This is a genomic window from Bacteroidota bacterium (assembly GCA_037133915.1).
Taxonomy (GTDB): Bacteria; Bacteroidota; Bacteroidia; order Bacteroidales; family CAIWKO01; genus JBAXND01.
In genome coordinates this window covers 45,215-57,874 of record JBAXND010000012.1, presented here as the reverse complement: position 1 = coordinate 57,874, position 12,660 = coordinate 45,215, and the positions used below count along the sequence as shown (strand labels likewise).

The 12,660-nt window shown below is 44.3% G+C and carries 10 protein-coding genes; all 10 read right to left on the bottom strand.

Going from position 1 to position 12,660, the window contains the following annotated elements:
- Positions 1-7: 7 nt before the first annotated feature.
- The gene (locus WCM76_06000; GenBank protein ID MEI6765175.1) at positions 8-2,011 is read right to left on the bottom strand and encodes a CoB--CoM heterodisulfide reductase iron-sulfur subunit A family protein; all 2,004 of its coding nucleotides are present in this window, start codon (positions 2,009-2,011) and stop codon (positions 8-10) included.
- A gap of 1 nt (position 2,012) precedes the next feature.
- Positions 2,013-2,915 carry a CoB--CoM heterodisulfide reductase iron-sulfur subunit B family protein gene (locus WCM76_05995; GenBank protein MEI6765174.1) on the bottom strand — a complete coding sequence of 301 codons (903 nt, stop codon included), beginning with the start codon at positions 2,913-2,915 and terminating at the stop codon, positions 2,013-2,015.
- The gene (locus tag WCM76_05990) at positions 2,912-3,490 is read right to left on the bottom strand and encodes a 4Fe-4S dicluster domain-containing protein (GenBank protein MEI6765173.1); all 579 of its coding nucleotides are present in this window, start codon (positions 3,488-3,490) and stop codon (positions 2,912-2,914) included. The genes WCM76_05995 and WCM76_05990 overlap by 4 nt, the downstream gene beginning before the upstream one ends.
- A 5-nt stretch (positions 3,491-3,495) precedes the next feature.
- Positions 3,496-4,572 carry a [FeFe] hydrogenase H-cluster radical SAM maturase HydE gene (gene hydE, locus WCM76_05985; protein ID MEI6765172.1) on the bottom strand — a complete coding sequence of 359 codons (1,077 nt, stop codon included), beginning with the start codon at positions 4,570-4,572 and terminating at the stop codon, positions 3,496-3,498.
- Positions 4,569-5,813 carry a [FeFe] hydrogenase H-cluster maturation GTPase HydF gene (gene hydF / locus WCM76_05980; GenBank protein MEI6765171.1) on the bottom strand — a complete coding sequence of 415 codons (1,245 nt, stop codon included), beginning with the start codon at positions 5,811-5,813 and terminating at the stop codon, positions 4,569-4,571. The genes hydE and hydF overlap by 4 nt, the downstream gene beginning before the upstream one ends.
- A 112-nt stretch (positions 5,814-5,925) precedes the next feature.
- Complete coding sequence (hydG, locus tag WCM76_05975) at positions 5,926-7,347, bottom strand: [FeFe] hydrogenase H-cluster radical SAM maturase HydG (GenBank protein ID MEI6765170.1); 1,422 nt, start codon at positions 7,345-7,347, stop codon at positions 5,926-5,928.
- A gap of 29 nt (positions 7,348-7,376) precedes the next feature.
- Entirely contained in the window at positions 7,377-8,495 is a 1,119-nt protein-coding gene (locus WCM76_05970) for a hybrid sensor histidine kinase/response regulator (GenBank protein MEI6765169.1), read from the bottom strand.
- 19 nt (positions 8,496-8,514) lie between these two features.
- Complete coding sequence (locus tag WCM76_05965) at positions 8,515-8,907, bottom strand: response regulator (protein MEI6765168.1); 393 nt, start codon at positions 8,905-8,907, stop codon at positions 8,515-8,517.
- An 11-nt stretch (positions 8,908-8,918) separates the two neighbouring features.
- Complete coding sequence (locus tag WCM76_05960; protein ID MEI6765167.1) at positions 8,919-10,913, bottom strand: [Fe-Fe] hydrogenase large subunit C-terminal domain-containing protein; 1,995 nt, start codon at positions 10,911-10,913, stop codon at positions 8,919-8,921.
- 1 nt (position 10,914) lies between these two features.
- Positions 10,915-12,639 carry an NADH-dependent [FeFe] hydrogenase, group A6 gene (locus WCM76_05955; protein MEI6765166.1) on the bottom strand — a complete coding sequence of 575 codons (1,725 nt, stop codon included), beginning with the start codon at positions 12,637-12,639 and terminating at the stop codon, positions 10,915-10,917.
- Positions 12,640-12,660: the final 21 nt, after the last annotated feature.

Sequence of the window (12,660 nt, the reverse complement as noted above, 5' to 3'; positions counted from 1 at the left end):
CTGATTATTAAATTTCATTTAGCAATGCAACAACTTCACTGTAAACCTGCTTGTTCGAATACCCGCGAATATCAATGGATTTGGTGCGGCACAGCGCAACGCATGTTCCGCAACCCTGACACAGTCCGGGATTGATGGATGCGATGGTTTTAATCACTTCACCATTTCTGTTAAGAATTTCTTCATGACTAATCGCATTATACGGGCATACCGTTTCACAAAGGAAGCATCCCACGCAGGTGGAATAGATTGGCGGCGCACTTTTGTTAATATATGCAATCAGCGGATCTCTTGTCAGTTCTTCGTTTGAGAACAGTCCTATCACTTTGCTTGCTGCACCTGAAGCTGCCGAAACTGATTCGGGAATATCTTTGGGCGCCTGACAGGCTCCTGCGAGGAAAATGCCGGCAGTATTGGTTTCTACAGGTTTTAACTTCGGATGCGCTTCAGCAAAGAACTTGTACTGGTCATACGAAACGTGCATTTTCTGAGCGAGCTCTTCGCTGCCCGGACTTGCTATTGCTGCCGATGCAAGCACGACCATGTCTGCTTCAATCTCTACAGGACGGCCGCCCATCAGTGTATCGGCACCACAAACAATGAGCTTTCCGTTGCGCTCGTAGATGCGTGAAACGCGTCCTCGAATATATTGTGCACCGTCTTCTTCGATTGCACGGCGTGTAAATTCATCGTAATTTTTTCCTGCTGCACGGATGTCCATATAGAATACGGTGGCTTTTCCTTCATGCACCTTATGTTTGTAAAGCATGGCATGCTTGGCAGTGTACATGCAGCAAATCTTGGAACAATAAGGTCTTCCTTTGGCTGCGTCTCGAGAGCCGGCACATGCAACAAAAACTATTGATTTTGGAATTTCACCATCGGATGTACGCCTGATTACGCCACCTGTTGGTCCTGATGCAGACGCAAGTCGCTCAAACTGCAGGCCGTCGATGATGTCAGGGTGCTTGTCATAGCCGTATTCCGGAAACGACTTTGTTTTAAGAATGTCGAAGCCTGTGGCAAGCACAACGGCTCCTACAGCCACTTCAAAAACTTCATCAGGCTGATCAAACCGTATTGCCTTAGTGGGACACACTTTTTCGCAAACCTTGCATTTTCCTGAGGTGTAATAGGTGCAGTTTAATTTATCAATGACGGGTTTGTTAGGAACTGCCTGGGGAAACGGAACATAAATAGCGGTGCGGTTTCCAAGACCTTGCTCAAATTCTGAAGGGATTTTATTTTTCGGACATTTGGTTGTGCAAAGGCCGCAACCATTGCAAAGATGCTCGTCAAGACTTCTTGATTTTTTGCGTATAGTAGCTTTGAAATTCCCGATGAATCCGTCGAGTTTTTCAATTTCGGCATACGTATAAAGTGTGATATTAGGGTTCTGCGCCACTTCTACCATGCGTGGGGTAAGAATACACTGTGAACAGTCGAGCGTTGGGAAGGTCTCGGATAATTGCGACATATGACCTCCGATTGAAGGTTCACGTTCTACCATAATTACTTTATGGCCCGCGTTGGCAATGTCGAGAGCGCACTGAATTCCCGCAACACCACCACCCACAACAAGGGCGGTTCTTGTAACCGGCACTTTGATGTGCTGCAGCGATTCGTTGAGTTTTACTTTTTCAACCAGCGTTCTTACAAGGTCAACTGCTTTTTGTGTAGTGGCTTCATTTTTTTCGTGGACCCATGAGCAATGTTCGCGCAGGTTTGCCATCTCCACCAGAAACGGATTCAGTCCGGCTTCTTCTGCGGCTTTGCGAAAGGTAGGCTCATGCATTCGCGGTGAGCAGGCGCCCACCACAATTCCGGTGAGCCGATGTTCCCTGATTGCGTCTTTTATCAGCGTTTGACCGGGATCAGAGCACATGTATTTGTAGTCGATGCTCAACGCAACCCCCGGTATCTTTGCGATTTCTGCAGCCGTTCCCGGACAATCGACCGTAGCTGCAATATTCTCGCCGCAGTGGCAGATAAATACTCCTATTCGTGCCATATTAGTTCTCCTTGCTTGTTGGTTCCACCATTACGTGAGCCCTGTCAGCTATAGTAACCGTTTTTGTATTCACTTGCACAAAGTGCCTGTGCAGGCCCAGTGTATGCTCATCGATACCGATGGCAAGGCCGATTGCCTGTGTGATGTACAATACAGGAATGTTAGTTTTTTCTTTAAGTGCATTATTAATCTCAGGTCTGCGCATATCCAGATTAGAATGACACATGGGACATGCTACAATTACCGCTTCTGCGCCACGAAGCACGGCATCTTCAAGAATATTTCCTGAGAGGCGCGCTACGGTTTGTGTTTTTGAAATTGAAAATCCGGCGCCGCAGCATTCTGTTTTAAAAGCCCAGTCTATTGATTCTGCGCCCAGCAATTTCATTACCTTATCCATAGATTGGGGATCTTCTTCACGGTCGAAACCTACTACTTTGCTCGGTCTGACAAGCAGACAGCCGTAGTAACATGCTACTTTTTGGAAAAAATTTCGTTGAATTTTGTAATGAATATCCCGGGTAATATATTTTTCAATGAACTGAATTACATTGAGAATTTTAACGTTGCCGTGATATTCGATATCCAGATTTGCCGCCACCTGTGCGCGGAGCGTTGGATTTTCGGCCAAATGCGAACGTGTTGATTCAAGCCTGTTGTAACAGGCAGCGCAGGGCACAACCACTTCAGTAAGTCCTTCCTTTTCAGCCAGCGCAATAATACGGGCAGGCAACGACAGCGATAACATCTTGTCAAGATTATGTGCTGCTGTAGCGCCACAGCAATTCCAGTCCGGAATCGTCGTGAAGGTTATGTTGAAAGCCTTAGCAATTGCCTTGACGGATTCATTGTATTCACGCGAGGAACCTGTAAGTGAGCACCCCGGATAAAAACCTATTCTCATTTTTGTTTCTCCTTTTTATCAATGGTATTTTTGAAGATATTTTTAATGGCTTTGATGCCTTTAACTCTTTCGGGGATGAAGTGCAGCTTGCCTTTGGCTATCATGCCCGGCATATTGTTCAGGTCTTGTGTGAGCGCCAAAGTGCGGAGTTTGTAATCGGCTACCAGTACTATTTCGCTAAGCTTTCCGGTCAGTTTAATAGAATCGAGAAATGATTTATGAAAGGCAAGAATCTTCTTCGCTTTTGGATTCACTTTACCTTCTTTAATAGAAAGTGACCGCAAATAATCCATCATAACCGGAATATCTACTTCCTGCGGACAGCGGGCAATACAGGTTTCACAGTTCAGGCAATACCAGATGGACATAGAACGGAGAATATCGTCTTCATCCTGAATATTTCCCGTTTGCAGTTTGCGCAAAACCATGCTTGGAGTAAGATCCATTTCCACTGCCATGGGGCAGCCGGCAGAGCATTTGCCGCACTGGTAGCAGCGTGGAGCTGAAACGTCTGTTTCTGACCTTACTTTTCCGGCAAGTGAATTGTCAACGGTATGATGTTCGTTATGGCTCATTTATTCTAGGCTGTTTGTTGTGTTCTGTAGAAGTGTGGCGGGTTTCCGGAAACATTGAAACATGGGTTAAATCCGGCTTTCCTTATGTCGCTTATTATTCCTTCAAGTTTTTCAGCAGGTTCAACGGTAGTTCCCGGTTTGCCGTCATAGAGAAAATAGTTTTCTGTAAATTCAACCGGCGTAATGTTGGGCATCATTACGTTTGCACCGCTGTGAAGCGCCAGCATCCTTCCTTCGGGCTTGATTGCCTGAAGAGCTGTAGACGCGGCAATATTGATATCGGGCATCAGAATTCGAAGAGCGGAAATCATCTTCATCGAAAGTTCGAAGCGTTTTTCTATGGGCAGAAGTTTGGCTTCATCTGCAGCCATAGGTGTTTCGGCATGCACAAGATAAGGTCCCATACCCACCATGTCCACTTCAAGATCGCGGAAAAACAACAAGTCGTCAGCCAGGTCGGCAATGGTTTGCCCCGGAAGGCCAATCATTACGCCGGTTCCGGTAATGTACCCGATATCTTTGAGCGCTGTCAAGGCTTCCAGCCGATGCGAGAAATTGTGTTTGTTATTATTGGGATGAATGGTTTTGTAAAGCGCGATATTTGTAGTCTCTATTCTTAGCAGATAGCGTTTGGCTCCGCTTTCGAACCAGCGTCGGTACGTCTCTTCTGTTTGTTCACCGCAAGAGAGCGTAATTGCCAGCTTGCCGTCAGATATTCTCATTACCATTTTAATGACATCGTCGAGATAGTCTGTAAAAGCTTTATCGTTGCGCTCTCCCGACTGAATTACTACCGAGCCAAGGTTATTGTCAAAAGCGAATTGTGCTGCTTCTTCAACTTTTTCGATGGGCATCAGGTAACGTTGAATATTGCCATTATCGGCACGAATGCCGCAGTAGTTACAATTCTTAGCACAGATGTTGGATACTTCTATCAGACCTCGCATGTACACATCGCCGAGGAATGTTTCGTATGCGATACTTTTGGCGAGGCCATAAAGAGATTCTATTGCTTTGGGTTCGTGAAGAGAGAGCATTTCGATCAGTCGCTCCCTCGAAAAAATTTCGCCGGTGTTTGTCATAGCGCGGGAGTATTAAGCTGTGCTGATTTGGTACTTGCTGTTATATCAAAGCCTAAAGGTTTTACTACTCTGGGCAGTATTCCGTTTATCCACGCGATGGCCATGCCATAATTTGAAACCGGAACACCCTCGTCAATAAAGGGTTTCAGCCGATTAATCACTTGTTTGCGCGTGAACATACATCCGCCGCACTGTATCACCAGTGCATAATTTTTAATCGGCTCTTTGCAGTTATCATGACCGGCGACAACTTCAAATTCCAGATTTTTCCCGGTGAAATTTTTAAGCCATGCCGGAAGTTTGAAACGTCCTATATCCAGACAATTCACTCTGTGGGTGCATGATTCCAGAATAAGTATTTTATCCCCGTCTTTCAAGTCGCTTATAAGCATGCTGCCTTCCAGGTATTTTTCAAAATCACCTTTCATACGTGCAAACAAAATGCTGAAACTTGTGAGTGGGACATTTGATGGAACCACTGAACTGACAAAAGCAAATGCCTGGCTGTCGGTTACAACAACAGCCGGTGCCGGACCTTTTGCAAGAGCAGCTTCAAGTTCGGTTTCACGAACCAGTGTGCAAATGGTGTTTTTATCAAGTGCATCGCGAACCGCCATCATTTGTGGAAGAATCATCCTGCCATCAGGTGCTTCGGAATCAATAGGCGTGACTAAAAGTACGTGATCACCAGAGTTAACAATATGTTCAAATAAGTTAACGTTTTGATAACTTGTCTCCGGGATGGTTTTTTTCAAAAGTTCAACCACATCGTCCAGATGATCGGGTTGTGCCGCACTGAAATCAATATAAAGCGCATCGCAAAATTGTCTTATTTTGTCAATAGTTGCGGCATTCAGTGTTTCGAGGTCCGATTTGTTATGCAGAATAAAATAGGGAATATTGTATTTTTCAAAGAGGGCCGTAAGACCGGTTTCAAAGTCGCTGAAGATGTTTTCGGAGATGACGAGAATCGCGCAATCAACCGTTTTCATTGCTTCAAGCGTTTTTGCAATGCGTTTTTGACCGAGTTCACCGGTATCATCAATACCTGCAGTATCTACAATAATTGCAGGACCTATTCCAAATATCTCAATTGATTTTTTAACCGGATCAGTTGTGGTTCCGGGCTGTTCGGAAACAATAGCAATATCCTGCCCGATGAGTGCATTAATGAGCGAACTTTTGCCGTTGTTCCTTCTTCCGAAGATACCAATATGTGGTTTATTGTCTTTTCCTTTCATGGCCGTTTCTCTCTTTTATAAAATTAATTGTAATATTTCAGACCGAAGGTTAATGTCATGTGAAATCGATGAATCCTGATTTATAGCATTATTTCGGCAGTTTTTATTTGGATTACAGATATAGGTCGCGCTCACCATTTTTGATGCGCTCAAGTCGGTTTAATACTTCGCCTTGTAAAGCAAGATCAACTTTCCCGTAATGATCGCGGATGAGTTTCCAGCCTTTTTCTTTTATTTCCTGTGTTGCATAATCCTGCAGGTATTCAGCAAGTGTCAGCATAGCATTCGGGGTACAAAAGCGTTTGATGAAGCCGGGTACTGAGAACTCCATGAAGTGCTCACCGGTTCGTCCCTGACGGTAGCAAGATGTACAAAAGGAGGGAAGGTATCCGTTGGTGATAAGCTCATCCATGACTTCCGAAAGTGAGCGCTCGTCGTTCACTTTGAACTGTTCTTTCTTAAGATTCTGGCGTTTGCCTTTGTTTTCGGCATACGCGCCAATCTCCAATTTTGTGCCTGCATCAATCTGGGACACTCCAAATTCGAGAACCTGTTTGCGTATATGCTCCGGTTCACGGGCTGTCAGAATAAGTCCCGTATAAGGAACGGCAAGACGGAGGATGGCAATTATTTTAAGAAAGTCCTCATCATTTACTCTGTGGTCTGTACCTGCGGTGCTTGCTGAGGCTTCCTGAATTCTTGGGAAGGATATTGTGTGCGGGCCTACATTGAAGCAGGCTTCAAGATGATTTACATGACGCAATAAAGCCATCAACTCAAATTTCCAGTCGTACAGTCCGAACAAAACACCAATACCAACATCATCAATTCCGGCTATCTGAGCTTTATCCAGAGATATCAGCCTGTTTTCATAATCTGCTTTTGTTCCGCCAAGGTGATATTTCGCGTAGGTTTGTTTATGGTATGTTTCCTGAAATATCTGATACGTGCCAATGCCCGATTCCTTAACCACTTTATATCCTTCAATTTCCATTGGTGCCGCATTGATGTTCACTCTGCGGATTTCACCATTTCTGCGTTTCACGGCATACACGGTGCGAACCGTATCGGCAATATATTCCGGTGAGTAGGCGTCGTGTTCACCAAAAACGAGGATGAGCCTTTTCTGTCCTTCATCTTCAAGTGCTTCAACGCTTTTTTTCAGCTCGGCACGGTTAAGCGTGTGCCTTATAGCGTCAGTATTTGTTGATCTGAATCCGCAGTAAGAGCAATTGTTTTTACAATAATTTCCTACATAAAGCGGTGCAAATAAAACAATACGGTTTCCGTAAATTTCCTGCTTCAGGCGGCGAGCGCCATCCATAATTTCTTTTACTGATTCCGGGCTGTTGGCGTTGATGAGGATGGCAGTTTCCTCCATGCTGAGCCTGTGTTTCGACAGTGATTTCGCAATCACTTCTCTCACCTGTGCCACGGTGGGTTCAATGGTCAGAAAGCCCTCTATCTCTTTATCATCAATGAACGGTTTTTGGGCTTCGTCCGTTATGCTGTAATTTTGTGGCGTGAATTTCATGGCTGTTTATTTTACGCTTGCGCGAATATTTACCTTGGCAAATTAATTGTGAATGTGGTTCCTTTGCCCGGAGTGCTTGATACGTCTATGGTTCCGTTGTATATCTCAACAATTTTTTTAACAATCGAAAGACCGAGTCCGGTGCCAACAATATTTTTTGTATTCAGGTTTTTAATCCGGACAAATTCATGAAACAGTTTCGTAATATCATCTGCAGACATTCCGATACCGGTATCTTCTACAATAATGGTTATTTCCGAAACGGTTGATTTTAAAATAATGTTTATCTGCCCACCTTCGTTGTTATACTTGATAGCATTTGATATCAGGTTATTCAAAATGATTTCCATTTCCTGACGGTCGGCATTGATGTGCAGATTTTCGGGCGAGTCAAAATACACTTTTAAATTTTTCTGTTTCGCCAGTGGGTCAAAAGTATCGATTGCGAATTTTGCAACGTCGAATAAATCTACATCACCGATGTGTCTGTTGTTTTTTCCGGACTCGATGCGGGTCAGGTCAAGCATGTCATTAATGAGGCTGCGCATGCCTTTAAGACGGATCAGTGAACGATCGAGCATTTGAGCGTAATCGTCCATATTATTCCCGGCCTGCCTGTCCTGCATCATATTCAGGTATCCTTCAACCGCATTAATCGGCGATTTTAGCTCATGTGAAAGTACTGAGAGAAACTGATGACGAAGACTTTTGTCGTCTTCATTCATCTTGTTGGTCATGCGTTTCAGGAACAAATGCTTGGTGATATTTTCCATGGCAGATTTAAGTTCCTGTGGTGTGAAAGGCTTGGGTACGAAATTGTAGGCGCCGTTCTGCGTAGCTTTTACTGCCAGTTCGAGCGATGCATACGAAGTAATCATCATTACCTGAATATCGTACTTGTTCTTGTTGATGTACTCAAGAACATCAATGCCAAGCATACCGGGCAATTTGTTATCAAGGAGGATAATATCAGTTTTGTTTTCCTGGATAAAACTCAGCGCTTCCTCGCCGGTGGCCGCTTCGTGCAGCACGTATTCAAAATCTTCATCCATGAAAGGGAATCCGACACTATAATTCTTAAGTATCCTGATGATGCCGGAACGTATGCCCGATTCATCATCTACAACCAATACTACGAGCTTTTCCATGATACACTATTTTGTAAAATTATTTAAGCAGGCTGTTGATTTCTTTGTGCAATTGTTCCGGGCGCAGACTCTTGTCGATATAACGGTCTGCTTTAATCCATGTGCGTTCGCCGGGGCTGTTCAATCCGAAAACGAGTCCGGTTTCTGCAGTTACGGCGGTTGCTATAATTACCGGAACATCAGGATAGAGTTTTTTTACTTTATGACTCAGGATAAAACCGCTGTCTTTGTTTTCCATCATAAGGTCGAAGATGGCTAAATCGGGTTTCCATTTTGCAAGTTCTTCTTCAGCTTCTTTCTGGCTCGATACAGCTATTACTTCGTGTCCCATATTCTTCGTGTTCATTTCAAGGAATGTCAGAAAATCGGGATCATCGTCGGCAATGAGCACTTTAAAATTTGTTGTTTTCATGTTGAATGATATTAAATTTCGTTTCTTCTTTTAGGTAAAGTAATGATGAATGTTGTGCCCGTCGGGCCTTCCGCCGGGTCGGTATTGGAATCGACATGTACGTCGCCTTTATGCATTTTTATAATACCATAAACTGTAGGTAAGCCTAGTCCGGTGCCTTTTCCAACGCCTTTTGTTGTAAAGAAAGGCGTGAAGAGTTTTTCCATATGTTCTTTGGGAATGCCGGTGCCGTTGTCGTGTATGCTAATTTTAATATTGTCCAGTGTTTCTTCAAGAATGACTTCGATTTTACCGCCCTGCGGCATGGCTTCGATGGCATTCTTGATGAGATTGGTAATAGCCTGAACCATCTGTTCTCTGTCAAGCATGGCATTGGTAGTTGCCAGATTATTGATAACACAGAGTTCCACATTTGCAGGCACAATAACCGACTCAACGCATTCGTCGGCTAATGCTGCAATTGCCACAGAGGCATATCTGACCTGATTGGTCCTTGCAAAATTCAGAAGTCCGCCAACAATATTCTTACAACGATCAGCCTGATGTACGATGAGTTCTAAGTCTTCACGCATTTGTGAATCTTTCGGACAATCTTCCAGTAAAATATTGCTATACATAATCACCACTCCAAGCGGATTGTTCAACTCGTGAGCAATGCCGGCCGAAAGCTGCCCCATATGAGCCAGTTTTTCTGATTGCTTCAGCGCAAGCTTGATGTTTGCAAGTTTCTCATTGGAGAGTGCCAGCTCCTGATTGTATTTATGTAATTTTTCAATCGTATAGGGCAGGCACATTTCCTGTTCGGCAATACCTTTAAAAATTGCTATTGCATGTTCTTCACAGGTATCATAGCCGCACGCGCCGCAGTTCAGGTGATCGCTGATACTTTCTTTTCCAAGAAATTTCAGAATCTTGTTGATTTCTTCGGGTGTTGCAATAAGTATACGCTGGTCGTTGGCTTCAAAGCTCTCTTCAAGGTCAAGGCTGATGAAACGGTCAATGTTCTTCTGCCATTCCTTCATATCCATTTTACTGATCTTGTCTGAAGCATATTTTTTGACCTGATCCATCTGTGAATACACCTTGCCACCGGGAGTCATACCAACTCCTTTAATACAGCCATGGCAGCAGAGCAATTCCAGAAGGTCAGTTGAAAACAGACCTGAGTCCAGCTCTTTAATAGCATCTACAAAATTGTGTCTGCCATCTGCCACTACGTAGTTATTATTTAAGATATCACCTTCGGGTTGGAGGTTATGCAACAGGCCTCTTGTAACCGGAAAAATTGAACCATGCCCGCCAAGCGGACCATCAAATTCTGAAGGTTCAACGTCAAATGATGCGACACCCTGCAATGCGAACATTTCACGAAGTTCACGAAAGGTTATTACTTCATCAACGCTGCCGCCTTCATTCTTCTTCGCAATACACGGGCCGATGAATACAATATAGATATCATCACCGTATAGTTGTCGCATCACTCTGGCTGTGGCCTGCATCGGCGATACCACGGGAACCAGATTTTTAGTCAGGTCAGGGTGGTATTTTTCAATGAAATTCACAATACCGGGGCAATCAGATGAGATATAACTTGCAAGTTGGTTCTGTGCAAGCAGTTCCTTGTATTTGATGGCAACGAGGTCAGCACCAAAAGATACCTCCTGAACTTTCCTGAAGCCAAGCGCCCGAATCATTCCAACCAGAATTTTATAGTCGTCAAACTCTCTGAATTCCGCAGGAAAGCTTGGTGCTATGCAAGCGTACACATCTTTTTTTGCACGCAGCAGTTCAAGCACTTTATCGGCACGTTTGTAGTATTGCTTGGCATCCTGGCTACACACTTTAACACAGTTGCCGCAGCCAATGCAGCGCGAGTGGATTACCTCGGCCTGGCCGGTGGCAATCTTTATCGCTTTTGCAGGGCATTCTCTTACGCAGGTGTAGCATATTCTGCAACGTTCCCTGATCGTATAAACCATTGGCACTATGTTCTCTTTGCGGCTCATATTATTTCAAGACCTCTCGTTTAGCATATTCTGTATGTAGAAAATGATGGCTGTTCTCTCCCAGCGGTTTCCCAAGGAATTTTGCATATAATTCAATTACTTGAGGATTCTGGTGCGATACCTTGACTTTGGAAGTTTCATCAATATTGTAAAGCGCTTTGATTCTTGCAAAGATTGAATCCTGATTGGCGCCAATATGTTGCCCACCGCCAGCAATACAACCCCCCGGGCAGCTCATTACTTCCACAAAGTGTATGTTGCTGCGACCTGCTGCAATTTCCTGCAGAACAGGAAGTGCATATCCGAGTCCATTTACTACTGCAATGCCGAGTTCGGTATCACCAATGGTAACTTTGGTTTCTTTGATGCCTCTGAATCCGCGCAGTTCGCTGAATTTGGGATCTACCAGTTCTTTACCGGTGAGCATGAAATGTGCTGTTCTGAGAGCCGCTTCCATTACGCCGCCGCTTGCACCAAAAATCTTTCCTGCCGAAGTTCTTGTTCCTAAAGGAGAATCTGCGTCTTCGGGTTCGAGTTTGCTGATGTCAATACCGAAAACCCTGATGAGTTTAGCCAATTCGCGGGTGGTAAGAACTGCATCAACATCCTGTATGCCGTCAGTGCTCATTTCTTCGCGCTGTGCTTCAAATTTCTTTGCTGTACAAGGCATAACTGCGACCGAGAATATTTTTGAAGGAGCGATGTCTTCCATCCGTGAATAATAATTTTTAATCACGCTGCCCATCATTTGCTGAGGCGATTTACAGGTTGAAAGGTTGGGTATCATTGCCGGCCAGAATTCTTCAACATACTTAACCCATGCCGGGCAGCAGCTGGTGAACATGGGCAGCGGCTTTTTCTTTACAATACGGTCAATGAGTTCTGAGGCTTCTTCCATGATGGTAAGATCGGCTGCAAAACTTGTATCAAAAACCTTGTTGAAGCCAACCTTACGTAAAGCAGCGTTCATGATGCCGTTGATATCTTTACCCGGTTCAAGTCCGAATTCCTCAGCCAGTGATACGCTGATGGCCGGTGCATATTGCACCATTACCTGTAATTCGGGATTGCTAATGGCTTCTATAACCTGGTTTATATGCGATTTTTCGGTGATGGCTCCGGTAGGGCAAACCATAAGACACTGACCGCAGTTCACACATGATGATGTGTTCAAACCCCTGTTGAATGCTGTTCCCACTATGGTTTTACTGCCTCTGTTGCTAAAGTCTATCGCTGAAACACCTATTACTTCTTCGCATTCGCGAACACATCTGCCGCAGAGGATACATTTATCCGGGTCGCGTACAAGGCTCAAACCGGCAATGTCCATTGGGAAGCTGTTCTTTTTTCCACTGATTCTGCGTTGGCGAACGTCTAATTCTTCCGATAAATTCTGAAGTTCGCAATTTTTATTTCTTGCGCAAAACAGACAATCATCCGGATGATTTGAAAGCAGTAATTCCACAATGGTTTTGCGGGCATTGATTACGCGCGGTGAATGTGTAAGAATATCCATACCTTCTTCAACCGGGAATGAGCAGGATGTTACAAGTTTGCCGTTGTTTTTAAGTTCAACGAGGCACATCCTGCATGCTCCGCTCGGAAGTAATCCTTTCATGTGGCATAATGTCGGTATCTTGATGCCACTGCGTTCCAGCGTATCGAGAATGTATTCGCCTTTTTCGGCAATCACCGGCTTATTATTTATATTTATGATAATGCTCATGACTTTTCTTATTATGTGTTA